This window comes from Pseudomaricurvus hydrocarbonicus, from assembly GCF_011602365.1.
Classification (GTDB): Bacteria; Pseudomonadota; Gammaproteobacteria; order Pseudomonadales; family Cellvibrionaceae; genus Pseudomaricurvus; species Pseudomaricurvus hydrocarbonicus.
The window spans coordinates 259,170-285,250 of record NZ_JAAONZ010000004.1 but is presented as its reverse complement, the minus strand read 5'-3'; the positions used below and the strand labels follow the sequence as shown (position 1 = coordinate 285,250).

Sequence of the window (26,081 nt, the reverse complement as noted above, 5' to 3'; positions counted from 1 at the left end):
CTAAGAAAGACGCTGTTTAAAGTCTTCGTAGCCAAATTGTTTGACGATCGTCAGCGCGTCCGTTTCGGAGTTCCACAGCGCAATGGAGGGCAGCCCGATGCCATTAAAGGTACTGGTTTTCACCATGGTGTAGTGCGACATATCATCAAACATCAATCGTTGGCCTACCTTCAGGGGGGCGGCAAAGCTATAGTCCCCCATGACATCACCCGCGAGGCAGGTCTGACCACCGAGTCGATAGTTGTAGGCCAGCTCGCCTTGCTCGCCTGAGTCAAAGATCTCGGCTCGGTACGGCATCTCCAGGGTATCTGGCATATGACAGGTGGCCGACGTGTCTAAAATCGCCAGCGACTGCTCGTAGTCCAGAACGTCCAGCACTTCACTGACCAGCACTCCGGTTTGTATCGCTATGGCTTCCCCGGGCTCGATGTAGACCTGCAATCCATGCTTTTGCTGAAAAGCCTTGATGCGCGCAATGAGCTGATCGACGTCATAACCTTGGGCGGTAATGTGGTGGCCACCGCCAAAGTTAATCCATCTGAGCTGAGGAAAATACTCGGCAAACTGAGCTTCTACCGCATCCAGCGTGCGTGACAGCGGGGCAAAGCCCTGTTCGCACAAGGTGTGGAAATGCAGGCCACTGATGCCTTCCAGAGACTGTCCGGCAAAGGCGGATTTTGGAATCCCCAGTCGAGAACCCGGTGCACAGGGGTCATAAATTGGGGTTGCACCTTCAGAATGCTGCGGATTGACTCGCAGGCCGAACTCAAGTTGCGGGCGTTCACGTTTTGCGGCTTTCACCAATGGTTGAAATCGCTGCCACTGATTGAAGGAGTTAAAGACCACGTGATCCGATAGCTGCAGAATCTCTGGCAGGTCTTGCTCGGTAAAGGCCGCACTGAAGGTATGGACTTCGCCCTTGAATTCTTCGCGCCCCAGCTTGGCCTCGTACAAGCCACTGGCGCAGGTACCGCTGAGGTACTGGCCAATGGTCGGGGCGAGACTGAACATGGAAAAAGCCTTCAGAGCCAGCAGTACCTTGGCCCCGGATTCACGCTGCACCCGGTTAAGAATTTCCAGGTTGTGGCGCACGGCAACCTCGTCCACCACAAAACATGGCGAGGGCACACGGGTTGGGTCGAAAGAGTGAAAGCTTTTACTTTTCATTGATTTATAACGCTTACCCAATAATCTAAATGAGGCCCCTATGGGCTTAAATTAAGTTAAAGTCTGGTTCTTCGATGATCTGCCACGGCAGTCCGTGCTGGTTCATGTCGTCCATAAAAGGGTCCGGATCCAGTTGTTCCATGTTCCACACACCCTCTTTCATCCATTTACCTTCGATCATCATCTTGGCGCCGATCATCGCGGGCACACCCGTGGTGTAAGAGATAGCTTGCGACTGAACCTCGCGGTAGCAGTCCTGATGGTCTTTGATATTGTAGACGTAGACACTCTTTTGCTTGCCATCCTTAACGCCTTTGACCACACAGCCAATACAGGTTTTGCCCACCGTGCGGGGGCCCAGCGTCGACGGGTCTGGCAACAGCGCTTTCAGAAACTGAATCGGCACTATCTCGACACCATTGAAATTAATCGGCTCAATACTGGTCATGCCGACATTACCCAGCACCTCAAGGTGTTTCAGGTAACTTTCGCCAAAACTCATCCAGAACTGGGCTTTTTTCAGGCTCGGGAAGTGCTTGGTCAGCGACTCCAGTTCTTCATGGTACATCCGGTAAATGTTGAAAGTGCCCACATCGTCCGGACAGCTGAACGACTGATGCAGCGACATGGCCGGGGTTTCGACAAATTCACCGTTCTCCCAGTGACGGCATTCTGCCGTGACTTCCCGAATGTTGATTTCGGGGTTGAAGTTGGTGGCAAACGGGTAGCCGTGGTTGCCGCCGTTGACATCAATGATGTCCAGAGTGTGGATTTCATCGAAGTAATGTTTGGCGGCATAGGCGGTAAACATGTTGGTGGCACCAGGGTCAAAGCCTGAACCCAGTAACGCCATTAAGCCCGCCTTTTCGAACTTTTCCTGATAGGCCCACTGCCAGTGGTACTCGAATTTGGCGGTGTCCAAAGGCTCGTAGTTGGCCGTATCCATATAGTGCACGCCGGCTTCCAGGCAGGCGTCCATGATGGTCAGATCCTGATAGGGCAGCGCCACGTTAATCACCATGAAGGGTTTTTCACGCTCAAACAAGGCCACAAGTTCCGGAACCTTATCCGCATCGACCTGTGCCGTGCGAATAGGGGTATCAATCTGAGCGGCAATTTTCTTGCACTTGTCTTCGTTGCGGCTGGCCAGAACGATTTCGGTGAAAACCTCGGGCAGTTGTGCGCACTTGTGGGTAACCACTTGGCCGACACCGCCGGCGCCAATAATAATTACTTTTGCCATGTGATGAATCCTCAGTTGTCTTCTTTTTCGTAGTAAGTGTAGCCCTGCAGGCTGGCATTAAACGTCTGCATGATCTGTTGCCGCTCCCGGGCGGTGATGCGGCCCTCGCGAACGGCGTTTTCTGCCGTGTTGCGATAACGCAATTGCAGCTCTTTGGGTTGATATTCCACGTAAGTCAGTACATCTGCGATGGTATCGCCGTGAATTTCTTTGACGAAATCAAAGCTGCCATCGCGGTTAATGCGAACACTGACGACGTTGGTATCACCAAACAGATTGTGCAAATCCCCCAGCGTTTCCTGATAAGCCCCGACCAGAAATACGCCCAAATAGTATTCTTCACCCTCGCTCATTGGGTGCAGCGGCAGGGTCTTGTTGTAGCCCTGCTGTGGGTTGATAAAGCGATCAATCTTGCCATCGCAGTCACAGGTAATGTCGGCCAGCACTGCTTGTCGAGTGGGCTCTTCCTCCAGCCGGTGGATAGGCATGATCGGGAACAGCTGGTCAATGGCCCAAATGTCCGGCAGGGATTGAAACAAGCTGAAATTGCCGTAATAAATATCCGCCAATGACAGCTTGAGGCCTTCCAGTTCCGTCGGTACCTGCTCCATATCATCCACCATGTCGGCAATCTGGTGGAGAATGGCCAGAAACAAATTGTCCGCCGTGGCACGGTTGCGCAGACTCACCTGACCGCGTTTAAACAGCTCGCGCACTTCATTGCGAAAATAATGTGCGTCATTAAAGCACTCCTGTTCATGACCGGGCTTCAAATCCTCCAGTACGGCACGCAATTCCTGCAGCTGAATGGGCTCTTTGGCTGTGGCCACTGTTATCTCGGACGGCTCAAAGTGATTGATGTCGAGAATGTTAAACAACAGCACCGAAGAGTAGGCCACGGTGGCTCGGCCAGATTCCGTCACGATGGTTGGGTGCGGTATCTGGCTGATGTCCAGGGTGTTCTTGATCGTTTCCACCAGGTCCAGGCAGTACTCTTCCAGGCTGTAATTCCGGCTCTGTTCATCGTTGCCACGGCTGCCGGTATAATCCACCGCCAGACCGCCACCGAGGTCGATGTGTGACAGGGCTGCGCCTTCATTAACAAGGTCGGTGTAGTAGCGACAAGCCTCGACTATGCCATTGCGGATGTCACGGATGTTCGGTATCTGTGAGCCCAGGTGGCAATGCAATAATTGCAGGCAATCGAGCATCTCCTCCTGTTTCAAGGTATCGACCACATGAATCAACTGGTTGGTGGTCAGACCGAATACACTGCGGTCACCGCTGGTGGAATTCCAGTGGCCACTGACCTGTGTGGTCATTTTGACGCGCACACCAATGGACGGCTTAACCCCTAAAATCCGGCTGCGCTCAATCAGGATTGGCAGCTCAGCGGGTGTTTCAATGACGAAAAAGCACTTAAACCCCAATTTGATGGCGTTCAGGCCAAGGTCGAAAAACTCCTGGTCCTTGTAGCCATTGCAGATGATCAGACTGCCAGTGTCTTCCAGCGTCGCCAGGGCCGCGATCATTTCCGGCTTGCTGCCGACTTCAAAACCGTGTTGGTATCGTGCGCCAAAGGCAGCAATCTCTTCAACCACCTGCGCCTGCTGATTGACCTTAATCGGGTACACGCCGCGATACACGCCCTGATAGCCAGAGCCTTCAATCGCCGTGCGAAAGGCCTCATTGAGACGGAACAGTTGTGCATCCAGTATGTTCTCGATGCGCAGCACAACGGGCATTTGCAGGTCGCGCTCAGCCATGCCCTTGACGATGTCCATCAACGGTACTTCGGCATTGAGTGTCCGCGCAGTGACCAGGCCATTGCTGTTAAGACCAAAATAGTCGTTACTCCAGCGGTCGACACCGTAGAGTTGATTGGAGTGCTCGGTGGTCCAGTCCTGGTTGGGGCGCTGAGTCAATTAGGGTTCTCCTGAAGCAGCAATCTTGTTGGTTAATGCGGGGTGGAGGTGGCTTTTGTATGCGTTAAGCCTTCTACCGCTAAGGTATCTTGAGGGCGGTTTTGTGTGCTCACCCCTGAATCGCGCGCATTCTGCAGTAAAAAAAAACCGCCTGCTAGGGGTAATTTACAGCCTTAGACCAGATTTGCAAACGGCTGCAGTTTATGAAATTTACTCGCTGGTAAAATAGCTCAAAACATATTTTTAACTTGTTGATATGCAAGGGCTTTATGATAAAAAATTGAGTGTTATTTCAGCTTATTCTGAGGCTTTATTCGGGTATTTTTTTTCACATTTTTTTTGAGATAAGCGCCAAAATAGCCGCCTGTTTGGGTTTTGGGGGGAGTGGGGGGCGGGCGGGCAAGAATCTGATGGGTTAAATGCCCTGCTGGCCGGGCGGGACAGGCTGTTGTGAGCTCTTAAGTTGCGAGCCAAAAAGCCCCGCTGGAGCGAGGCTTTTTGGGGCTCATAAGCTGAGGGCTAAGACTTAAACCGCAACATCCTGTAACTGAACGGCGGCAATCTTCTTGCCTTCGTCGTGCTTGGCCTGGAACTCAGCGATTTGATCGAAGTTCAGGTAGCGGTAGATCTCGCTGGACATGGCATCCAAGTTTTTCGCAAACTCCATGTATTCTGCAGGGGTAGGCAGTTTACCCAGAATCGCACCAACGGAAGCCAGTTCCGCTGAGGTCAGGTAAACGTTGGCACCATCGCCCAAACGGTTGGGGAAGTTACGGGTCGACGTCGACAGTACGGTGCTGTTTGAAGCCACGCGTGCCTGGTTACCCATACACAGTGAGCAGCCCGGCATTTCCATGCGCGCGCCAGCGCGGCCGAAGATATTGTAGTAGCCTTCTTCCATCAGCACGTGCTCATCCATTTTGGTGGGAGGACACAGCCACAGGCGAGTGGAGATGGTGCCTTTGAACTGATCCAGCAGCTTGCCAGCAGCGCGGAAATGGCCGATGTTGGTCATACAGGAACCGATGAACACTTCGTCAACCTTGTCACCAGCCACTTCAGACAGCAGCTTGGCGTCGTCTGGATCGTTCGGGCAGCACACGACAGGCTCCTTCAGTTCGTTGAGGTCGATTTCGATGACCGCAGCGTACTCTGCATCGGCGTCCGCTTTCAGCAGCTCAGGGTTGGCCAGCCATTCTTCCATCTTGGTGGCGCGACGTTCCAGGGTGCGTGGGTCGCCGTAACCGTCAGCGATCATCGAGCGCAGCAGGGTGATGTTGGAGCGCAGGTATTCAGCCACTGAGTCCTGTTCCAGCTGAATGGTACAGCCAGCGGCAGAGCGCTCAGCGGAGGCATCAGACAGCTCGAAGGCTTGCTCAGCGGTCAGGCCCTTCAGGCCTTCAATTTCCAGTACCCGACCAGAGAAGATGTTTTTCTTGCCTTTCTTCTCAACCGTCAGGTAACCGTCTTTGATGGCCTGGTAAGGAATGGCATGGACCAGATCACGCAGGGTGATGCCCGGTTGCATTTTGCCTTTAAAGCGCACCAGCACAGACTCAGGCATATCCAGAGGCATAACACCGGTCGCTGCCGCGAAAGCCACCAGACCAGAACCGGCTGGGAACGAGATGCCCATGGGGAAGCGGGTGTGGGAGTCGCCACCAGTACCGACAGTGTCAGGCAGCAGCATGCGGTTCAACCAGGAGTGGATGATGCCGTCGCCGGGACGCAGGGAAACGCCGCCACGGGTCATGATGAAGTCTGGCAGGGTGTGCTGGGTGTCAATGTCCACTGGCTTGGGGTAAGCCGCAGTGTGACAAAAAGACTGCATGGTCAGGTCGGCAGAGAAGCCCAGGCAAGCCAGGTCTTTCAGTTCGTCACGGGTCATTGGCCCGGTGGTGTCCTGTGAGCCCACGGTGGTCATCTTCGGTTCGCAGTAAGTGCCCGGGCGGATACCCTGGCCTTCAGGCAGACCGCAGGCGCGACCGACCATCTTCTGCGCCAGTGAGAAGCCTTTACCCGTGTCGACAGGGGAGTCCGGGATACGGAACAGGTCCGTCGTGGGCAGACCCAGAGATTCGCGCGCTTTGGTGGTCAGGCCGCGACCAATGATCAGGTTAATACGACCGCCAGCCTGAACTTCGTCCAGCAGAACATCAGATTTCAGTTCAAATTCAGACAGTACAGAGCCGTCTTCTGCCAGAATTTTGCCTTCGTATGGACGGATCTCAATCACGTCGCCCATGTTGAGTTCGTCAACCGGGGCTTCGAAAACCAGGGCGCCGGCATCTTCCATGGTGTTGTAGAAGATAGGAGCGACTTTCCCGCCGATACAAACACCGCCACCGCGCTTGTTGGGTACGCCGGAAATGTCGTCGCCGAAGAACCACAAGACAGAGTTGGTGGCAGACTTACGGGAAGAGCCGGTTCCGACAACGTCACCTACGAAAGCAACAGGGTAACCTTTGGCTTTGACTTCGTCGATTTGAGCCATAGGCCCGGTGACACCGTGCTCTTCAGGCGTCAGGCCGTCACGGGTCATTTTAAAGGCGGCGCGGGCGTGCAGAGGAATGTCTGGGCGGCTCCATGCGTCAGGGGCAGGAGACAGGTCATCGGTGTTGATTTCGCCGGTGACTTTAAAGACGGACATTTTGATACTTTCGGCAACCTTGTCACGGTTCGTGAACCACTCGCCATCGGCCCAGGATTGCATAACCGCTTTGGCGTTATCATTGCCAGCTTTGGCTTTTTCTTCAACATCGTGGAACGCGTCAAACATCAGCAGGGTGTGCTTCAGCTCTTCGGCGGCCAGAGCGGCCAGATCGTCATTGTCCAGGGCGGCAACCAGTGTTTCGATGTTGTAACCGCCGTGCATGTTACCCAGCAGTTTAATGGCGGCAACTTTGTCGATCAGTGGGGAGGTGGCCTCGCCATTAACGATGGCGGACAGGAATCCGGCTTTCACGTAAGCGGCTTCGTCAACGCCGGGGGGAACGCGGTTGGTGATCAGATCCAGAATGGCGCCTTCTTCACCGGCTGGCGGGCTTTTCAGCAGTTCCACCAGGTCTGCAACTTGTTCAGCATTTAGCGGCTTAGGTGGCACACCCTCGGCCGCACGCTCTGCTACGTGTTGGCGGTAGGCTTCAAGCATGGCGGTATCCTCTATGTTGTGTGACGACATACACCGACCGCCACTTGATGAGTTTTCGTGAGGTAAATATAGCAGCTAGTGAAACGATTGAGGAAATGCAGCCCGAATACACTGGTTGGTATGGGGTTATAAAAGGAGGTTTATGGGTAGGGCTTATGGAAGGTGCCCATAGACATGGGGGGCTAAATGGGTGACGGGCCAAGACAAAAAAAGCCCCGCCGGTTAAACCGGCGGGGCTTTTTATTTAGCTCAAAGCCAGCAGAGCTTAGCCAACAATCTTGATTGGCTGGGCTTCTACACTCAGGTCATCGGAGGGTGGCACGAAGTCAGTCAGGTTAATACCCTCAACGGCTTCTTTATACTCCTCGATGGTAGGTGTGCGGCCCAACACGGTAGACAGAACAACCAGAGGGGTGGAGCCCAGCAGGGATTCACCTTTCTTCTCGGCGGTATCAGCTACGACGCGGCCCTGGAACAGACGGGTAGAGGTGGCCAGGACGGTGTCACCGGGTTCAGCTTTTTCCTGGTTGCCCATACACAGGTTACATCCAGGGCGCTCCAGATACAGAATGTTTTCGTATTTGGTACGAGCAGCGCCTTTAGGATCGTTGTCGTTAAATTCGAAGCCAGCGTACTTCTGCAGCAGAGCCCAGTCGCCTTCGGCTTTCAGTTCGTCAACGATGTTGTAGGTTGGTGGTGCAACAACCAGTGGAGCCTTAAAGGTGATGTCGCCTTTCTTCTCCAGGTTACGCAGCATCTGAGCGATGATCTGCATGTCGCCTTTGTGAACCATACAGGAGCCGACGAAGCCCAGGTCAACCTTCTTGGTGCCGCCGTAGTAGGAAACAGGGCGGATAGTGTCGTGTGTGTAACGCTTGGACACATCGTCGTTATTGACGTCCGGGTCAGCGATCATGGGCTCGTCAATTTGATCCAGATCGACAACCACTTCTGCGTAGTACTTGGCACTGTTGTCCGGAGCCAGGGCAGGCTGCTCGCCAGACTTGATTTCAGCGATACGCTTGTCAGCCAGGTCGATCAGGCGCTGCAACATCTGGTCGCGGTTTTCCATGCCCTTGTCGATCATGATCTGGATGCGGGACTTGGCCAGCTCCAGAGACTTGATCATGGTTTCATCGTCAGAGATACAGATAGAGGCTTTGGCCTTCATTTCTGCCGTCCAGTCGGTGAAGGTGAAGGCCTGGTCAGCCATCAAAGTACCGATCTGTACTTCGATGATGCGACCCTGGAACACGTTTTCGCCGTTGAACTGCTTCAGCATCTGTGCCTGAGTCGCGTGTACCACGTCACGGAAATCCATGTAGGATTTCATGTGACCCTTAAAGGTAACCTTCACAGACTCCGGGATTAGCATGGCGGACTCGCCAGTAGCCAGAGCCACAGCAACGGTACCTGAGTCAGCACCGAAGGCAACGCCCTTGGACATACGGGTGTGAGAATCACCACCGATGATGATAGAGCGGTCGTCGACAGTAATGTCGTTCAGAACCTTGTGAATTACGTCGGTCATGGCAGGGTAAACACCCTTGGGATCACGGGCAGTGATCAGGCCGAAGTTGTTCATAAAGGCCATCAGCTTGGGGATATTGGCCTTGGCTTTGGAATCCCAAACAGAGGCGGTGTGACAGCCAGACTGGTAAGCACCGTCAACACTTGGCGAGATAACAGAAGCAGCCATCGCTTCCAGTTCCTGAGCGGTCATGGGACCAGTCGTGTCCTGGGAGCCAACAATGTTCACTTTAACGCGAACATTGGAGCCCGCGTGCAGTGGGGTCTTGGAGGTAACACCTACGGCGTTGCGGTTGAAGATTTTCTCAACGGCAGTCAGGCCCTGGCCTTCAATGGAGATTTCTTTGGAGGGGGCGTAAACCTGCGGAACTTCAATGCCCAGAGCATCAGCTGCGACTGTCTGCAGTTTTTTACCGAAGACGACGGCGTAGGAACCGCCAGCTTTCATGAATTCCATTTTTTGTGGGGTGAAAGCGCCAGACACGTCGACAAGCTCTTTGTCACCGTTGTACAGCTTCTTGGCTTTGGTATCGATGGTCAGAACCGTGCCGGTCGCGACCGAGTAGGCTTCTTCCAGTACCGGGTCGCCGTTTGCGTCGGTCACGGTGTTGCCGTCGGCATCGACTTTCTTGACCCAGTTTTTCAGGTCCAGGCCGATACCGCCGGTGACATCAACCGTGGTCAGGAAGATTGGCGCGATGCCATTCGTACCCGCAACGACCGGCGCGATGTTAATGAAAGGAACGTATGGGCTGGCTTGCTTACCGGCCCACAGGGCTACGTTGTTCACACCAGACATACGGGAAGAGCCAACGCCCATGGTGCCTTTCTCGGCGATTAGCATAACTTTGGCGTTAGGGTACTGCTTTTGCAGTGCAACAATTTCTTGTTGAGCTTCCGGGGTGATCATGCACTGGCCGTGCAGTTCACGGTCGGCACGCGAATGTGCCTGGTTACCTGGAGACAGCAGGTCAGTAGAAATATCACCTTCGCCGGCGATATAGGTAACCACTTCAATTTTTTCTTCAACGTCCGGCAGCTTGGTGAAGAACTCAGCCTTGGCGTAGCTTTCCAGAATCTCTTTAGCGATAGCGTTGCCTTCTTTGAAGGCCGCTTCCAGACGAGCGGTATCGGCTTCGTACAGGAATACCTGAGTCTTCAGTACCTCGGCAGCCGGTTTGGCAACGGCTTCATCGGCAGACAGGGCCAGGTCCAGCAGGACCTCGATAGAAGGGCCACCTTTCATGTGCGACAGCAGTTCGAAGGCGAACTCAGGCGTGATTTCTGCGACAGAAGCCTCGCAGAGAATGATCTCTTTCAGGAACTTTGCTTTTGCGCCGGCGGCAGGGGTTGTGCCGGGGAGGGTGTTGTAGATGAAGAACTTCAGAGAATCTTCACGGTGCTCATTACCGGTATCTTTGATTTGGGCAATGATTTCTGACAGCAGTTCAGCACTGTCGATTGGCTTAGGGTTCAACCCCAGATCCTTTTTACGGGTGGCGATTTCATCCAAGTATTCTGAATATAAGCTCATTCAAACCTCCTGAAGGCTTCTGGCACGGTTGATGCCTCTAATATGTCGTTGTTTACTCACGCCACCAGGATCTCTGGGTGGTGAGGCTATCGATGACCCACATCGATGGGTTAAGGGGGATATTTTCAACCGATCATTAGGTAGTTTAACTACAAAATCCACCCTTAACGGGGCGCGGATTGTACACGAAACCCTTGCCTTAGTTAAGTTGTCTTGGAAATCAGCTACTTATAATCATTATAAGCAGGGCAAATAATGATCGGTATACGAAGGCTGGAAAATCATTCTGGTGTTTGAAATGAGCCATCAACAGAGTCTGGTCAGGGCACAGTTTCCTGTGCAATCGTTGATGAGTCGCAGCGTGTTATGACACCTGGAGGGCACCGGTGGCGAAAAGTTGAGCAATTCGCGCCAGCGTGAATGGGGGGCGGTTAACAGCCACGGGTGATGACGAATTCGTCTTCGGCGATCTGATCCAGCTGATAGAGCAGCAGCGCCTTAAGCTCTTCCTGTGAGTGATGTTTGGCAAGTTGGTTGAGCAGTTCGGCCAGCAGGGCCCGTGTCATGGTTTCCGTATTCATGCTCCTGTCGGCATCCGCCTTCAGAATTGCACCCTGTATCTGTTCCTGAGCGATCAAAAATTCACCGGCCATCGTGTGACCTCCAATTATTAGAAGCGGCTGATATCGTTGCGACTATGTCATATAATCCACCGATTCATCTTTGAGGCAGATCAAGCAGGATGTTAAACGGCTTGTTTCTGGTTAAATATCAATCGCTTCCGGGGCGAGTGACGGCTGGTTTGTGAGTGAATATTTGTTCAGGGTCACGGCTGAGAGTTAAAACGGGATACATAAGGAACGCATGTTAAAACGGGTAAAAACACCGTGTGTGGGGGTTTGTTCAACCGGCATTGGGGATCAGGTGTGCCGGGGCTGTAAGCGATACGCTCACGAGGTGGTGAACTGGAATGCTTATTCCAACGAACAGCGGCAAATCATCGCCCAGCGTTTGGACGCCTTTCTGGTACAGGTCGTGAGCAACAAGTTGCGTATTCTGGACCATGCCCAGCTGCTGGCGGCCATCAAGCATCAACAAATACAATTTAACAGCGATCAGGATGCCTATTGCTGGGTGTTCAGTCTGTTAAAAGCCGGGGCCAGTCAGATTCACGATCTTCAGGTGTATGGCCTGGCTTATCAGCCACAGTGGCAGGGAGTCTCTCTGGTGGACATCAAAGCCGCCATTGATCAGGATTATTACACCTTGTCCTGTGCTCACTACGATCGTTACTTTCCCGCCGCCTGAGTGGCGGATGCCCATCGCCAGTAACCGTCTTCAGTAACCCTCCACGGATATGTTTTTCATGAGTGCAGTTGCAATTACCCCCGTTCTGGAATTTCTTCGTTGCCGAACACCCCAGGTTTGGCTGGATCGGGCTCTGCAAGAGCTTGAAGTGATTTTATTGGATCACGCTGCAAACGAGTTGAAGGCGGCCCAGTCCGCCATGACCATGATGGCGAAGAACCCCACCAAACTGGATTTGCTCAACAAGATGAGTCGCCTGGCCAGGGAAGAGCTGGTGCATTTTGAGCAGGCGCTGAAAATCCTGAAAAAACGGGGAATTATTTATCGTCCGCTCAAGGCCAGCAGCTATGCGTCCAAAATGGCTCGCCATGTGCGTAAAGAGCAGCGTGAAAACTTCATCGATACCCTGATAGTCGGTGCCATTATTGAGGCCCGTTCCTGTGAGCGCTTTGATGCGCTGGCGCCTTTCCTGGAGCCGGATCTGAACAAATTTTACCTGTCGCTGCTGAAGTCCGAAGCCCGCCATTTTAAAGACTATCTGACGCTGGCTCAGTCTTACGCTGCAGAGGACATCACGCCACGCGTCGAGTTCTTTTTGGGGGTCGAGGAAAAAGCCATTTTGAGTCCGGACAAGCTCTTTCGTTTGCATTCCGGCATTCCGGTTGAGCCACCGGAGTTTCAGCAGGCAGATGCATAGGTGTCCAAATCTGATCCGGCAGTCACCGTCCAGTTCCACCACCAGAGAATACCGATAGAGGCGGGTGAGTCGGTACTGGAGGCCTTGCTGCGCGCACACCACGCGGTTCCCAACAGTTGTCGTGCCGGACTGTGTCAATCCTGTCTGCTACAAAGCGATGAGTCATGGCTGCAGCAAAGCGACAGTGTGCGCTTGGCCAGCCAGCAGGGGCTTAGCGAGCAACAGGTTCGTGCCCATCAATTTTTGTCGTGTTGCTGTTTTCCGGACACGGACATCAAGGCTGAGTTTCCTGACCCAAACACAGGTTGGCTGGCCGAAGTGGTGGGTCGACAATTGTTGTCGCCCCGGGTATTGGAGCTACGCTTAAACGTCTCGGGAAAATGGAAGCCCGGGCAGCATGTCTTGTTGTGGAAAAATCAACGCACAGCGCGTTTGTACTCTATCGCCAGTCACCGGGAGCGGGACGGGGTCTTGGTGTTGCATATTGCTCGTCATGCTGAAGGAGAGGTCAGTCGCTGGATCCACGATCAATTACAGATTGGCGATCAGTTGCGACTCTCTCCAGCGAATGGTCATTGCGTCTACGAGGCTGAAGATGCAAGTAAGCCCTTGTTATTGGTGGCCATTGGCACGGGACTGGCGGCTGTGTTGGGGGTTCTCAAAGAAGCTCTGGCCCAAAACCATCAGGGACCAATCAGTGTGTATTTCGCGGCAGCTCACCCCGACGAGGTCTACCTCTGTGAGGAGTTGCAGCAGCTGGCCCAACAACATTCAAACCTCCAGGTTTGTGTCGTCAGCGGTGCAACAGAACAATCTTCAGATGCACAGCAAACAGAAGTGCTGGCATTTGGTGACTTACTCGACGCCGTTCGCCTGAATCAAAAGTCGTTGCGTGGTAACCGGGTGTATTTGTGCGGAGCCGCAAGCGCCGTTGCGGCTCTGCAAAAGCTGTGCTTTTTTGCTGGCGCCGGCCGTTTGGATATCATTACAGAGGCTTTTCCCTGAGGTGGTTTTTTCAGGCGTTTCCCCGGGCACTCCATGTTCCACCACGAGGCCACACACGGATTATTGGTGGGCGCTGAAAAGTCATCACATCGCCATCACAGTGCAAACAGCATATCGGTACGGATGATGTATTTGATGCCTTGCTGGATGGGCTCTGAACTGTGAATGCAGTGCAGGGGATGGGCACCGTGAGGGAAGCACAGCACACCGCCGGCGGGCGTACGCACATCCACAGCCTTTACGGGTGACCCCTGGCGCGCCGGCTGGCTGGAGTTGTCGGCGTTCACCAGAAAGCGGGTTGCTCCGCCTTCAAAATCCTCATTTAAAAAAATCAAAAAGGTCATGAAGCTGTAGCGATCGGGGTAGGCGTTGGTAATCAGCTCGCCATTGATGATTCGGCTGCCGGGCCAGGCACCGTCGCTGTGGGGTTTGAAAAAGTCACCCGGTTGATAGCGATAGAAGCGAAAGCGCGCGTTGAGTCCGAGGGCTTTCTGGCCACCAAAAATCTCCAGTTGCTGATTGGCCAGTGATGTAACCCGCTGCCAGATCAAGGTGTCGGTCTGTTGATCGGTAACCCAAACGACATTGTCGTTGTGCCGTATGTCTCTGGGCAGGGATACCGCGGCATCCGGCAGATAGCCCAGCGACTCCGTCAGCTCCAGGAAACGTTTACACTCGGCGGCAGTTAGTACATTAAGCAGTTGATAAGCCCCCGGTACGTCGGCCACAGGTTGGCGGATAACAACTTCTGTGGGGTAGTCCTTTGTCAGCTTAATGGGGTTTTCGCTGCGGTTGCCCCAGGTGGGCAGTGACGGGTTTTCAGCGCCGGGTTCGTGGGCGACGACGTAGAACTGCTGTGAAATTGATCTGGTCATATGCATGTTTCGGGTTGTGGGAACAGATTTCAGTATCTCAATTGGGCCAGTGGTTGTGACTATCGGACACGAGCCCAAGCAGTGTTCATCGGGTTCGCCAAATGACTCATCCTCTTCGTCAAATACCTAACCTGCAGCCAGATATCTCGTATTACTATGCGCGTTCAGCTAAATCAGAGCGAATAATAATAACTGTCATCACCACTGAGGGATAGACTAATGAACACTTATAAAAATAAACTGGCAGTCATTGTCAAAGAGGTCATGAGTGCCAGGAACCTGGCATCAGCCTCAATGTTTTGTGTCACGAGCGTCGGTCTGTTTGGTTACACAGGAGGAGTTCAGGCTGCTGGCGGCGAAGCGATGACGCTGGAGGAAGTGGTCGTTACCGCGCGTCGCCGTGAAGAAAGTATCCAGGATGTGCCTGTGGCGGTCACGGCCATGAGCGAAGATTTTCTGCGGGTTCAAAACGTCAACAAAATTGAGGATTTGGGCACGAAAGTGCCTTCGCTGAGAATCTCCAGTGCCGGTGCCTCACAGAATGAACCGATCATTTCATTGCGTGGTCAACGCCCCGCTGAACGGGCCTTTAATCAGGATCAGGCGGTGCCGATATACATCAACGACATCGTCATAGCGCCCACTCAGGGCAGTAACCTGGGAATGTATGATTTACAGAATGTCCAGGTACTGAAAGGACCGCAAGGCACACTGTTTGGTCGCAACAGCACCGGCGGTGCCATCCTTATGTCCTCAAAACGTCCTGGTTCCGAGCTGGGTGGTTACGTCAACGTCAAAGTGGGTGATTACAACCTGACGGGGTTTGAGGGCGCTGTCGATGTGCCTATCACGGATAACCTGCAGGTGCGCATTGCTGCTCATAAACTGGACCGCGATGGTTATCAGGAAAATGTCGCCGATAACGCCTTAAATGGCGATGACTACAGTGATGAACACTCTCAGGGCGCACGCATTAGTGTCAACTTTGACCAAGGCGATCTTAATAACCTCTTGGTGTTGGCTCAGGATGAAAACCGCGTTGCGGCAGCGGTACTCTATAACACGTCGGTCAATTCCAGTGTTGGCTTGGGCTGGGCGGCAGGTGCGGGGTACTTGCCGGATTATTCCGCTGGCGTTCAGCGCAATATCGCCAATAACGACCCCTGGGAAGTTGAAACCGATATCGATTCCGAGGAGGACGTCAAAAACACCTTTGTGTCCAACACCACAGAGTTCGAAGTGAATGATGCCTTCACGGTCAAGAATATTTTTGGCTATCGCAAAGTCAATTTTGAAACCGCGACGGATGTTGATGGTACTGCCTTTGCCGGGTGGGGAACGCCCACTCTGGGTGCGCCTGGAGTCACGACTGACCCGCTACTGACCGAGTTGCAATCCGAGTTTTACAGTGACGAGGTCCAGTTATTGGGCTCAGCCTTTGATGACCGCATGGAGTGGGTTACCGGCTTGTACTGGTCCAAAACCGACGGCACCGAAGATTATGTGGTACAGCAGGCGCCCGGCAGTTACGACACCGGAATATCAACGGCACTCAACACGTCTTACGGTGTTTTCGGTGAAGCGACCTGGCATTTTTCTGACCAGTGGTCGGTGACCTCTGGCGCCCGCCAGAGCTGGGATGAGCGAGAGCTGACGCTCGGTAAATGGACGGATTTGGATCGTACCAACTGTAATGTAACCGGCCCCGGCGGGACTGCTCTCGCCACTTGTGAGCGCACGGTCAAAGAAGATTTTGACGCAGCCACCTGGCGTGCATCACTGAATTACAACCCGATGGATGGCATGTTGGTCTACGCCAGTGCGTCAACCGGATATCGCGCGGGGGGCTTTAATACCCGCGGACGCGACGACGGCACGCTGATGCCGTTTGAGCCTGAGCTGGTGACCACTTATGAATTGGGAAACAAAGCGGATTGGGAGCTTGCCGGCATGGCGGTGCGGACCAATGTGGCTTTGTACTGGCAAGATTATACCGATATTCATCAGACCCGTTCCTTTGACAACAACGGTACGATCGACACCCGTACCGAAAATGCCGGTAAGGCTGTAGTGAAAGGGGCGGAATTCGAACTGACGTTGTTGCCGACCGACAACCTGCAGATCAACTTCTCCTACTCCTATGTCGATGGTGAGTATAAAGACAAGACCGACACCATTGGTGGCGTTGAGGTTGATACCACCGACAGTGAGTTTACCTACATCCCTGAGCAGTCTTTGACATTGTCCACCACCTACACATTGCCAGTGCCGGCGAGTGTCGGGGAGATGTCACTCATGGCCAGCGTTTATTGGCAGGATACGATGTATACCCACGCGCTCATCCACAGATTCTCCGAGTTGCCGGGGCGCTTCACACCCAACTGGACGGACGACGACATTGCGGCAGCGACCGACTTTTCGACCCAGGAGAGTTACGAAGTCTGGAATCTTCGCTTTGACTGGCGCAGTGTGATGGGTTCCAACTTTGATCTGGCGGCTTACGTCAATAATGCCGGCGACGAACAGTATGTCACCGGCGGTCTGAACGTGATCGACAGTGGCGGCTACGGCGGTTACATGTACGGCGCGCCTCGTACACTGGGTGCGTCGATGCGCTATACGTTTTAAATTGTAAAACCACTGGGTATATCTCCTGCGCACTGGTGCAACGCCCGTCCGCAGGGCTGAAGGGAACCGGCTAACGCCGGTTCCCTTGATGCCTTTATGCTCTGCCTCAAACCCTGAGTAGTTTACGGGTCTTCAGAGTAGAAGTTTTCAGAGTCCCGCTGTTTCCATTTGCCGCCGACCGGCGGCGAATATTCTCTTCACCCGTTCACGTGCAGAACCTGGTTGTTGCTGTGGTACCTCCAGTTCGATCGGTGTTCCCGCCGGCAGGGTTTGCAGAAAGCGCTGAATCGGAAAATGACCTTCAGCGGGTGCCAGTCGGCTGTTGCCGGCTTCATTGGCATATTCTTCGGTGACATCCAGACTGATGCTGTCGCAAATTTGGGCGTAGTGAATCTGTTCGGGTGGCAGGTTTGCCAGGTCTTCAATTGGGCTGCCCGAGCGAATCATGTGCAGCAGATCGATACCGAGTCCCAAATTGGGTTGATTGATCTGATGCATCAGTTCGACCGCCTGAGACAGCGTTTTCCAGCGAGGTGCCAACGGCATAAATTCAATGTTGGTGTGTAACCCGTACTCGGCGGTCAGTTCGCATAAGCGTGACAGCTGATCAATAACACGGGCTTCGTCGGCATCGTAGAGCAGGGCGGTGGCGCCGCGTGCATTCAGTTGCGCTCCCAGCTCCAGCGAAGAGCGGAAACTCTCGATGTCTGTGTGCGGGGTGATCATAAAGCATTCAATGTTGGTGACCTGTACACCGGTTGAGTCCAGTCGATCTTTAAATGCCTGAATGTTATTTCGTGTCACCAGGTGCCAACCGCTTTGTGGACTGAATGTCTGAGTGAATACCGAAATTCTTTTGCAACCCACAGCCGCAGCGATGGAGACAAATTCAGCCGGGTCGGTTTCAACGGCGGTTAAATGATGTATGCCCAGCGAGGTCATTGGCGTTTTTCCTTGAGTTACAGATTAGTAAAACCTTTTACCCACGCCTTGATCTTAACCTGAATTTCTACCGCAGCAAACGGCCTCAATCGCTGTAGAGGCGTTGCACAGGAAAATCTGTTATTGCTGTGATTCGATCTTGTGCATCACCAGCACGACTTTGCCCACCGTAACGCCCAGCTTACTCACGCTGGCCTCATTGAGGACGGTATTGGAGTCAAGACGGTACATCCAGTCATCGAAGCTCAGGTTGTAGACTGTGTCGCCGACGGGAAGTCGCATCACGTATTGCCAATTTAGGGCAAACCCCGAGGTTGTGCCGATCGCCTCGCCTTTAATGTCCGCGGCGGTGCCGACATAGTGGCCGCTGTCGGTTTTGGTGATGGTCCAGATGCGCTGTTCGGTGGTGCCGTCGTCATAAAAAAAGTCCTCCTTCAGACGCCCGACATTGCCTTCCCAGGAGCCGATCATGTCTACCCGGAAGCGCTTGATCACGGTTCCCTTGTAATCTTTGAAAATACCATGAGCCGTGAGCGGGCCATCAAAAAATTGTTCCAATTTGAACGCCGGCTGGGTGTCTGCGTAGTCCTCCAGTTGAGTACACCCAGTGACAGCGATTGCCAGGGCAATCAGCGGGATCAAAATCATAGTTCGCAATAGTGACATAGTAATTTCCTTTAACATTACGAGTGAGGGCGGCAGAGCTCAGGAAGTGACGATTGTATGGCGCGTCGACAGCTTCGATTTAGAGGGTTTATACGGTGAGTTGCCGGCGCTGGATCAAACCTGAGGTGGTCGGGGGGAGGCGAGTCTGAAATGAAAAAGGGAGTCTTCGCTGGCACAAAGACTCTTCTGTAGGTTTGGGGCTGAACGTTGAGCGTCAGCCCCGTCAATGTTTACACATCGAGATCAAAACGATCCAGTTGCATGACCTTGACCCAGGCGTCGACAAAGTCTGTGAGGAACTTGTCGTCGGCATCGGCAGCCGCGTAGACCTCTGCAATGGCGCGCAATTCGGAATGTGAGCCGAAAATCAGATCAACCGGGGTGGCGGTCCACTTAAGTTCACCCGTGCTGCGATCACGACCTTCGTACAGTCCTGGCTGATCGGATTTTTTCCATTCAGTGGACATGTCCAGCAGGTTGACAAAGAAATCGTTGCTCAGCGTGCCGGGACGATCAGTGAAAACTCCGGTGTCAGCGCCTTCGTAGTTAGCGTCCAGGCCGCGCAGACCACCCACCAATACCGTCATTTCAGGCACCGTCAGTGTGAGCAGGTTGGCTTTGTCCACCAGTTTCTCCGCCGGCGACAGGATGTTGTGTTCGCTGAAGTAGTTGCGGAAACCGTCAGCCGTCGGTTGCAGCGCTGCAAACGATTGAGCATCGGTTTGCGCTTGGGAGGCGTCCATACGACCCGGCGTGAATGGTACAGAAATGTCATGTCCAGCTGTTGCGGCGGCTTTTTCAATGGCCGCGGCGCCGCCCAGAACAATCAGGTCCGCAAGTGATACCTGAGTCTTACCGCCTTTGCGGTTGAACGCCTGCTGGATTTTTTGCAGACTCTGGAGAACGTTCGCCAGTTCTTCAGGGTTGTTGGCTTCCCAGTCTTTCTGCGGTGCCAATCGGATGCGGGCGCCGTTAGCACCACCGCGCATGTCGGTACCGCGGAAACTGGACGCGGAGGACCAGGCGGTTCTCACCAGTTCGGGCACACTCAGGCCAGAACCCAGAATCTGGGATTTCAGTTTCTTGATGTCGCGCTTGCTGACCAGTTTGTGATTCACTTCCGGGATTGGATCCTGCCAAATCAACACTTCCTGGGGGGCTTCATCACCGAGGTAGCGGATGCGGGGTCCCATGTCGCGGTGCGTCAGCTTGAACCAGGCTTTGGCAAAGGCCAACCGGTACTCAGCGGGGTCTTCATGGAAGCGCTTGGCGATTGCCCGGTAGCTTGGGTCAAATTTCAAGGCCAGGTCGGTGGTGAACATGATGGGGGCGTGACGCTTGGTGTTGTCATGGGCGTCAGGCACCAGAGTAGAAGCCTGCCCGTTAGCCGGGATCCACTGGGTCGCACCCGCCGGGCTCTTGGTCTTCACCCACTCGTAAGCGAACAGGTTATCCAGATACTGTGACGTCCAGGCAACGGGGTTGGCTGACCAGGCACCTTCAAGGCCACTGGTGACGGTGTCGGCGCCTTTACCGCTGCCGCACTTGTTCTTCCAGCCAAAGCCTTGCTCTTCGACACCTGCCGCTGCGGGCTCGGCGCCAACGCATTCTTCGGGCTTGTGAGCACCGTGGGCTTTACCAAACGTGTGTCCGCCAGCGATCAGGGCCACGGTTTCTTCATCGTTCATGGCCATGCGGCCAAAGGTGTCGCGAATGTCCTGTGCGGCCAGTAATGGATCCGGGTTGCCGTTGGGGCCTTCCGGATTGACATAGATCAGCCCCATCTGCACCGCGGCGAGGGGTTTTTCCAGCTTGCGCTTGCCACTGTAGCGTTTGTCGCCAGCCAGCCACTCAGTTTCAGGCCCCCAATAAACCATGTCGGCTTCCCAGTCGTCTTCACGGCCGCCGGCAAAACCAAAGGTTTCAAAACCCATGGATTCCAGGGCAACGTTACCGGTCAGAACCATCAGGTCGGCCCAGGAAATTTTGTTGCCGTATTTTTGTTTAACCGGCCACAAAAGACGGCGGGCCTTGTCGAGGTTGACGTTGTCCGGCCAGCTGTTGAGCGGTTCGAATCGTTGCTGTCCCCCGGCGGCACCGCCACGGCCATCCCAAATGCGGTAAACGCCGGCGCTGTGCCAGGCCATGCGAATGAAAAACGGACCATAGTGGCCATAGTCAGCCGGCCACCAGTCCTGAGAGGTGGTCATCAGGACTTCGATGTCTTGCTTGACGGCATCAAGATCCAGGGTTTTAAAGGCTTCGGCGTAGTCAAAGTTTTCACCCATGGGATCGGATTCAGCGGCGTGTTGACGCAAAGGGGCAAGGCTAAGCTGTTCCGGCCACCAGAATTGCGTGGATTGCGGTTGGCCTTCGGCCGATGCAGTGCCCGGCGCTACTAACGGTGACATGGCCAGCGCTATGGCGGCGATGAGGGGGAGCTTTTGTCTGATCATAGAAGTTCCATGTGGTTTGTCGTTGTGGTGTTTGAACTTGCTCTGCCGAACGGGCTCGGTAGGACAGATTCTCTGAGTGGTGCTAAAACCAATGAGCTGTGCAGGAATCGGCAAATGGATCGAGGTGTTCAGCAATGAGCAGGTTAATCGTTGTCCATTTGTCGCTGAAATCGTTCATTTCTATGAGTTCGATAGGCGGTTCCGATGCTGGCCGGGCTGGTGTTTAAACCGAGCCTCTGGCCGCTGAAGGCCGTCCAGGTTAGGGGTTGTATCTTCTTGTGCTGGAGGTGCGCAGTCGCTGACTTTGGCACAAGGACGGCTGAATTGAAGTCAATGCCGGTCGATACCCATAAAGGAGGGGGTTATGTTTTCATACCGAGTGAGAGTCGCTGTCTTAGAGAAGATCGCCGTCTTAGAGAAGATCGCTGTTTTAATGGTGTCTGTGCTTGTGGCCTCTCAAGTACACGCAGTCAGCTCTCGCTATGACCGCACCGTTGAGGCGTTACAGTCCGCACCGCGGGAGTGGCGGCAGGACTTTGCCAGCATTGCGCTGTTGCTATTGACTGAGAGCTATTATGTCGAGGCCGGTCTGGCTGAGGGTGGTTCTGAGGCATTGCATGAAAAGTCGCAGGCGGGAACGGATCAGTCTCAGTGGCGGATAGCCGTGGAGCGCTATGCCGGCCAGCTGCATCGTCTTCAAATCAGCGTCGACAGCGGCGCGGATGTGTCCTTGCTGGTGTTTGATGAGGCGGAGCTGGTGTTGGAAATTAACCATCAACAGGTGATGCTGTCTCACCCGCGAATGGAGAAGCAGCCAGCTTTCGAGCAATCCGTGTTGGAGCAATTCTGTCAGGTGAGGGACTGTTATGAGCTGACCGGCTTATCGTCGTTGATGCCCTCAAGTCCTGGCGCTGTCCCGGTGCCTGATCGGCTACCTGCAGCAACTTCGGCTACTGAAACAGTGAAGCCGGCCTGGTCATTTACGGTCGAGGGGCTGGTGTGTGCTCACGATGGAATCCGTGTTGCCTTTCAGCCAAGCGATAACCCGGGAGCGGTGCGCAAGCTGTGTGTACAGTTGTTTACAGAGGCCGGCAGGCTTCTGAGCGGCTTGGCGCAGCAGCAGAGTCACGGTGTGCTTGTGGATTGGTCGGAATTTGCATTGAGTGGAGGGGCTAATGGCACCGAACAGGTGTATAAGCTTAATGGGGCCGGGGATGTGCTACGTCTTAATTCGCCCCTGATGGGCCGTCAGCCTGCAGTGTTGACGGCTCTGCAACCCTGGTTGCGAGCCCGGCTGAGAGGACGCAACTACTCGCTTGAGTTGCCGGCCGGTGAGTTTGGCTGGAAGGGGGCAACTATTTCGGCGTCCATACCAGCAGCCCATTCACCAGCAGCCCATTGACCCCAACCCGTAAATCCTGCTCTCTCAGTCCCAAGAGCTTTTCTGATTAGTTTTCTTCACGTTCATGGCTGTTCAGCCACTTTTAGCGGAATTTCGCGGTGTATGCTCCTGTATCGGGCGTTGTTTGCCCTGCGTTTGGCCGATATCCGGGGGCTCTTCAGGTCGCTCCGCAGTCCTCTCGAATCGAATTTGGCTCTGGGAAAGTGTACTGGTAATATTATAAGCATAGTTATAAAGTGTATCATTATTAAATGCCTGCTTATTAAAGGGGCGCACTTGAATAACAGGCACTTTGAATTAACAGGTTACCGAGATTGGAAGAGAACATTTTCATATTGATGGCTGATGTATCCAGGATGGTTCGCCGTGCTTTTGATGAGCGGGCTAAAACCCTTGGGGTCACCAGAACACAATGGCAGGTCATGACCGTGTTAAAGCGCCATGAAGGCATTAATCAAGGCCGCCTGGCCGAACACCTTGATGTAGAGCCCATTACGCTCTGCCGAATGGCAGATCGCCTGCAGGAAGCCGGCATGGTGGAAAGGCGCCGCGACCCGACTGACCGACGGGTTTGGCGTCTGTATTTGACGGATAAGGCAAAACAACTGTCAGAAGAGCTTAAGCCCCTGGGGCAGGAAGTGCTGTCCGAAGCCATGGAGGGCGTTTCTGCCCAGGAGCGCGAGATGATGTCGCAGTCCCTGCAGCAAATGCGCCTCAACCTGGTGAAAAATACTCCGGCCAAGGGCCTGGACCCGAATGATTAGATACCCAGGCGATTTAGACACTGACTGATTGTCTCAAACAAGCATTCAGTCATTGATGATGTGCCAGTTACGGCTGGTTTTTAGAGATTTTATGGAGTACCAGAGGTGTCTCGTTCTTTCCGCAGTATTGCCTTGATGCTGGTTGTTCCAGTGTTGCTAATGGCCGCCGGTTTTGCTTATTTTTTGTCCGGCCAGAATTATGTATCGACGGATAATGCTTACGTTAAACAGGATATGATCGCTGTTGGTGCAGAGGTTGGTGGCCGTATCGTCGAAGTGCATGTGCGAGAAAATCAACCGGTAGCCGCCGGCGATTTACTGTTTCGCATTGATCCGGAACCTTTTGAACTGGCCGTGGCTGAAGCGGAAGCGTCTTTAGCCAACGCAAGGGCAAAGGTCGAAGAGTTGGAAGTTGAGTTTGCAACGTCCAGTGTGGATATTGAAAGTGCCGAAGAAGATATCAGCTATTTTGAAAAAGAATACCACCGCCAGCAAGAGCTTTTGAAAACCCGGGTCTCCACTGAAGCCTCTGTGCAGGCGGCTGAACACGCTCTGTCTGAAGCACGGTCCCGACTGGATAGGGCTCGTGCTGAAGCCGCTAAGGCAAAAGCAGCGCTCTCTACCGGCGGCTCGGCCTCCGGTGTCAACCCAATGATTCTTGCCGCACAAGTGCAGTTGGACAAGGCGCGCCTGAATTTATCGCGTACAGAGGTGAGGGCTCCGGCGGCAGGCATAATCACCCAAACCGGTCGTTTGCAGGTCGGGCAGTTTTTAATGCAGGGTCTTTCTGCGATGAACATTGTTAAGGCCGATCGCAGCTGGGTTGAAGCAAATTTCAAAGAAACTGACCTGGAAAACATGCGCATTGGTCAGCCAGTCACCATAGAGCTGGACACTTACCCTGGAGTGGCATTTAGCGGACAGGTGGAGAGCATTGGGGCTGGTACGGGCTCTGAGTTTTCCGTGTTACCCGCGCAAAATGCTAACGGTAACTGGGTAAAAATCACGCAGCGAGTATCGGTTCGAATTGCCATTAATGACGCCTCCTCGAAGCTCATGATTACAGGATTATCGGCGCATGTCCGAATCAACACCCGCGGTTGAACCGGTAAAGGGATCCACACAGTCGGGCGCGTCTGCACAAGCAGATCCATTGGATCAGGCTTCACTGGCAAGTCGACACCCTCGTCTGTTGATGATTGCTGTGATGTGCGTGTCGCTTATCCAAATTTTGGACATCACCATTGCCAACGTTGCCTTGCCACATATGCAGGCCAGCCTTGGGGCGACCAGCGACACCATCAGCTGGGTACTGACCAGTTTTATCATCGCCGGAGTGCTGGTCACACCGATAGTCGGTTGGGTTTCTGACCGGCTGGGATCAAGGCAGGTGTTTCTGTGGGCTGTGGCGGGTTTTTTGCTGGCGTCAGTGCTCTGTGGTGCAGCCACGTCACTGTCTCAGATGGTGGCTTTTCGAGCTTTTCAGGGTATCTGCGCCGCTTTCATTGGCCCCATGTCACAAACCATCTTGTTTGATACCACCAAACCCAGTAAACAGGCTTCGGCCATGTCCTTATGGGGAATGGTGATCATGATTGGCCCAATTACCGGCCCTATGCTCGGTGGACTTTTAACCGATACGCTGAGTTGGCGCTGGGTGTTTTACGTCAATCTGCCCATCGGAATACCGACCTTATTGCTGCTGGTGTGGTTGTTGCCCAGCCGGCCGCTGGTGCCGCGCAAACTGGATCGATTTGGTTTTTTCATTCTGGCGACTGGCTTGGTGGCGTTGCAATTATTGCTCGACCGGGGGAGTCACAAAGACTGGTTCAGTTCCTGGGAGATCATTCTCGAGATGATCATTGCGCTGTCAGCCTTTTGGATGTTTTTCATTCATACCCGTTACACAAAAGTACCCTTGTTTCCGTCTGTGTTACTGAAAAATGCCAATTTTCTGGGCGCCATGGGTGTGATGTTTATGCTCGGCGTGGCGAACATTGCTATTTCGTCAATACTGCCAACCATGTTTCAAACCGTTTATGGTTACACCGCACTGGACACCGGTATGCTGATGATGCCGCGCGGTCTTGGGGTGATGATGACGATGATGCTGGCGGGCAAGCTTTCACAGCGGTTGGATGTCCGTTATATGATTACTGTGGGCTACTTGTTGGCCGCCTTTGGGCTGGTGCTGATGTCGCGCTGGTCTTTGGAAATGGGCAGTACCGAGATTCTTGTGGCCGGTTTTATACAAGGGCTGGGTTTGGGGCTTATCTTTATGCCTATGAACATAGCCGCCTTTGCGACAGTCGCTCCGGAGCATCGCCCCGACGGTTCCAGCTTGTTGAATTTGATGCGCAATCTCGGTGGTAGTTTTGGCATCTCGGCGATTTTCACCATGCTCTCACGCAGTCAGCAAGTATCACACGCCGGTTTAACGGAGCATGTGACAGAAAATACGCTGCAAGGTTTTGACGTGACCGCGCTGACCAGTACTCTGGGGCAGTATGGCTCAGCCGTGCTGCAGATGTTGGATGCTGAGGTTAACCGCCAGGCGCTGATGATTTCTTATCTGAACAACTTTCACGCAATGGCGATGTTGATTTTTGTCATCGCGCTGATCCCCTTGTTCATGAAACCCATTCGACTTCATTAAGCATTTTACAACCTCTGGCCTTGCACTTTTATACGCGGGGCCAGCTGGTTCGATCTTGAAAGTTTCCTGGGATCCTTGTTTCCTTTCATCGACTTGACTTATGCAGTCGGGCGCAAATGTGCACCCTATGGT

At 53.7% G+C, this 26,081-nt stretch carries 18 protein-coding genes; 8 read left to right on the top strand and 10 right to left on the bottom strand.

Annotated features, from left to right (window positions below; translation table 11 throughout):
* From nspC to G8770_RS07860, 6 genes are all read right to left on the bottom strand, one after another.
* On the bottom strand, nucleotides 1-1,167 hold the full coding sequence (gene nspC / locus G8770_RS07885) for a carboxynorspermidine decarboxylase (RefSeq protein WP_167184373.1): 1,167 nt from the start codon (nucleotides 1,165-1,167) through the stop codon (nucleotides 1-3).
* 46 nt (nucleotides 1,168-1,213) lie between these two features.
* Nucleotides 1,214-2,410 carry a saccharopine dehydrogenase family protein gene (locus G8770_RS07880; RefSeq protein WP_167184370.1) on the bottom strand — a complete coding sequence of 399 codons (1,197 nt, stop codon included), beginning with the start codon at nucleotides 2,408-2,410 and terminating at the stop codon, nucleotides 1,214-1,216.
* A gap of 11 nt (nucleotides 2,411-2,421) precedes the next feature.
* The gene (gene speA, locus G8770_RS07875; RefSeq protein ID WP_167184367.1) at nucleotides 2,422-4,335 is read right to left on the bottom strand and encodes a biosynthetic arginine decarboxylase; all 1,914 of its coding nucleotides are present in this window, start codon (nucleotides 4,333-4,335) and stop codon (nucleotides 2,422-2,424) included.
* A gap of 526 nt (nucleotides 4,336-4,861) precedes the next feature.
* The gene (acnB, locus tag G8770_RS07870; RefSeq protein WP_167184883.1) at nucleotides 4,862-7,486 is read right to left on the bottom strand and encodes a bifunctional aconitate hydratase 2/2-methylisocitrate dehydratase; all 2,625 of its coding nucleotides are present in this window, start codon (nucleotides 7,484-7,486) and stop codon (nucleotides 4,862-4,864) included.
* A gap of 265 nt (nucleotides 7,487-7,751) precedes the next feature.
* The gene (locus tag G8770_RS07865; protein ID WP_167184365.1) at nucleotides 7,752-10,550 is read right to left on the bottom strand and encodes a bifunctional aconitate hydratase 2/2-methylisocitrate dehydratase; all 2,799 of its coding nucleotides are present in this window, start codon (nucleotides 10,548-10,550) and stop codon (nucleotides 7,752-7,754) included.
* A 431-nt stretch (nucleotides 10,551-10,981) separates the two neighbouring features.
* Nucleotides 10,982-11,203 carry a hypothetical protein gene (locus G8770_RS07860; protein WP_167184362.1) on the bottom strand — a complete coding sequence of 74 codons (222 nt, stop codon included), beginning with the start codon at nucleotides 11,201-11,203 and terminating at the stop codon, nucleotides 10,982-10,984.
* Between the two features lie 211 nt (nucleotides 11,204-11,414).
* Here G8770_RS07860 and G8770_RS07855 point away from each other — a divergent pair, with 211 nt between their 5' ends.
* The 3 genes from G8770_RS07855 to G8770_RS07845 are packed head-to-tail and all read left to right on the top strand — an operon-like array spanning nucleotide 11,415 to nucleotide 13,560.
* Complete coding sequence (locus G8770_RS07855) at nucleotides 11,415-11,858, top strand: DUF1289 domain-containing protein (RefSeq protein WP_167184359.1); 444 nt, start codon at nucleotides 11,415-11,417, stop codon at nucleotides 11,856-11,858.
* A 58-nt stretch (nucleotides 11,859-11,916) separates the two neighbouring features.
* Nucleotides 11,917-12,555: a MiaE family protein gene (locus tag G8770_RS07850; protein WP_167184355.1), complete on the top strand. Its 639-nt coding sequence runs from the start codon at nucleotides 11,917-11,919 to the stop codon at nucleotides 12,553-12,555.
* Entirely contained in the window at nucleotides 12,556-13,560 is a 1,005-nt protein-coding gene (locus G8770_RS07845; protein ID WP_167184352.1) for a 2Fe-2S iron-sulfur cluster-binding protein, read from the top strand. It abuts the gene before it with no gap.
* A gap of 95 nt (nucleotides 13,561-13,655) precedes the next feature.
* Here G8770_RS07845 and G8770_RS07840 read toward each other — a convergent pair whose 3' ends face one another.
* Nucleotides 13,656-14,435 (bottom strand): prolyl hydroxylase family protein, encoded by a 780-nt coding sequence (locus tag G8770_RS07840; protein ID WP_167184349.1) that lies wholly within the window; start codon nucleotides 14,433-14,435, stop codon nucleotides 13,656-13,658.
* Between the two features lie 219 nt (nucleotides 14,436-14,654).
* On the opposite strand from G8770_RS07840, the gene G8770_RS07835 reads away from it, so the two are divergent.
* Nucleotides 14,655-17,063, top strand: coding sequence for a TonB-dependent receptor (locus tag G8770_RS07835; RefSeq protein WP_167184346.1), 2,409 nt, complete (start codon nucleotides 14,655-14,657; stop codon nucleotides 17,061-17,063).
* A gap of 147 nt (nucleotides 17,064-17,210) precedes the next feature.
* Here G8770_RS07835 and G8770_RS07830 read toward each other — a convergent pair whose 3' ends face one another.
* From G8770_RS07830 to katG, 3 genes are all read right to left on the bottom strand, one after another.
* Nucleotides 17,211-18,005, bottom strand: a complete 795-nt coding sequence (locus tag G8770_RS07830; protein ID WP_167184343.1) for a sugar phosphate isomerase/epimerase family protein — start codon at nucleotides 18,003-18,005, stop codon at nucleotides 17,211-17,213.
* Between the two features lie 120 nt (nucleotides 18,006-18,125).
* A complete protein-coding gene (locus G8770_RS07825; protein WP_208022114.1) occupies nucleotides 18,126-18,671 on the bottom strand; it encodes a DUF3833 domain-containing protein in 546 nt (181 codons plus the stop codon).
* A 230-nt stretch (nucleotides 18,672-18,901) separates the two neighbouring features.
* Complete coding sequence (katG, locus tag G8770_RS07820; protein WP_167184340.1) at nucleotides 18,902-21,127, bottom strand: catalase/peroxidase HPI; 2,226 nt, start codon at nucleotides 21,125-21,127, stop codon at nucleotides 18,902-18,904.
* A gap of 448 nt (nucleotides 21,128-21,575) precedes the next feature.
* Here katG and G8770_RS07815 point away from each other — a divergent pair, with 448 nt between their 5' ends.
* The 4 genes from G8770_RS07815 (at nucleotide 21,576) to G8770_RS07800 (ending at nucleotide 25,949) form a co-directional block, all read left to right on the top strand.
* Nucleotides 21,576-22,529 (top strand): hypothetical protein, encoded by a 954-nt coding sequence (locus tag G8770_RS07815; RefSeq protein WP_167184337.1) that lies wholly within the window; start codon nucleotides 21,576-21,578, stop codon nucleotides 22,527-22,529.
* Nucleotides 22,530-22,867: 338 nt separating this feature from the next.
* Nucleotides 22,868-23,293, top strand: a complete 426-nt coding sequence (locus G8770_RS07810) for a MarR family winged helix-turn-helix transcriptional regulator (RefSeq protein WP_167184334.1) — start codon at nucleotides 22,868-22,870, stop codon at nucleotides 23,291-23,293.
* 105 nt (nucleotides 23,294-23,398) lie between these two features.
* Nucleotides 23,399-24,397 carry an HlyD family secretion protein gene (locus G8770_RS07805; protein ID WP_208022113.1) on the top strand — a complete coding sequence of 333 codons (999 nt, stop codon included), beginning with the start codon at nucleotides 23,399-23,401 and terminating at the stop codon, nucleotides 24,395-24,397.
* Nucleotides 24,372-25,949, top strand: a complete 1,578-nt coding sequence (locus G8770_RS07800) for a DHA2 family efflux MFS transporter permease subunit (protein WP_167184331.1) — start codon at nucleotides 24,372-24,374, stop codon at nucleotides 25,947-25,949. Before G8770_RS07805 ends, G8770_RS07800 begins: the two co-directional genes overlap by 26 nt.
* The last annotated feature ends 132 nt before the right edge of the window (nucleotides 25,950-26,081 follow it).

What these genes read in the sequence shown, in the direction of transcription:
- nspC (WP_167184373.1), bottom strand. Translation starts at nt 1,167, where the DNA reads ATGAAAAGTAAAAGCTTTCACTCTTTCGACCCAACCCGTGTGCCCTCG.
- G8770_RS07880 (WP_167184370.1), bottom strand. Translation starts at nt 2,410, where the DNA reads ATGGCAAAAGTAATTATTATTGGCGCCGGCGGTGTCGGCCAAGTGGTT.
- acnB (WP_167184883.1), bottom strand. Translation starts at nt 7,486, where the DNA reads ATGCTTGAAGCCTACCGCCAACACGTAGCAGAGCGTGCGGCCGAGGGT.
- G8770_RS07865 (WP_167184365.1), bottom strand. Translation starts at nt 10,550, where the DNA reads ATGAGCTTATATTCAGAATACTTGGATGAAATCGCCACCCGTAAAAAG.
- G8770_RS07860 (WP_167184362.1), bottom strand. Translation starts at nt 11,203, where the DNA reads ATGGCCGGTGAATTTTTGATCGCTCAGGAACAGATACAGGGTGCAATT.
- G8770_RS07855 (WP_167184359.1), top strand. Translation starts at nt 11,415, where the DNA reads ATGTTAAAACGGGTAAAAACACCGTGTGTGGGGGTTTGTTCAACCGGC.
- G8770_RS07850 (WP_167184355.1), top strand. Translation starts at nt 11,917, where the DNA reads ATGAGTGCAGTTGCAATTACCCCCGTTCTGGAATTTCTTCGTTGCCGA.
- G8770_RS07840 (WP_167184349.1), bottom strand. Translation starts at nt 14,435, where the DNA reads ATGACCAGATCAATTTCACAGCAGTTCTACGTCGTCGCCCACGAACCC.
- G8770_RS07835 (WP_167184346.1), top strand. Translation starts at nt 14,655, where the DNA reads ATGAACACTTATAAAAATAAACTGGCAGTCATTGTCAAAGAGGTCATG.
- G8770_RS07830 (WP_167184343.1), bottom strand. Translation starts at nt 18,005, where the DNA reads ATGACCTCGCTGGGCATACATCATTTAACCGCCGTTGAAACCGACCCG.
- G8770_RS07825 (WP_208022114.1), bottom strand. Translation starts at nt 18,671, where the DNA reads ATGTCACTATTGCGAACTATGATTTTGATCCCGCTGATTGCCCTGGCA.
- katG (WP_167184340.1), bottom strand. Translation starts at nt 21,127, where the DNA reads ATGATCAGACAAAAGCTCCCCCTCATCGCCGCCATAGCGCTGGCCATG.
- G8770_RS07810 (WP_167184334.1), top strand. Translation starts at nt 22,868, where the DNA reads ATGGCTGATGTATCCAGGATGGTTCGCCGTGCTTTTGATGAGCGGGCT.
- G8770_RS07800 (WP_167184331.1), top strand. Translation starts at nt 24,372, where the DNA reads ATGTCCGAATCAACACCCGCGGTTGAACCGGTAAAGGGATCCACACAG.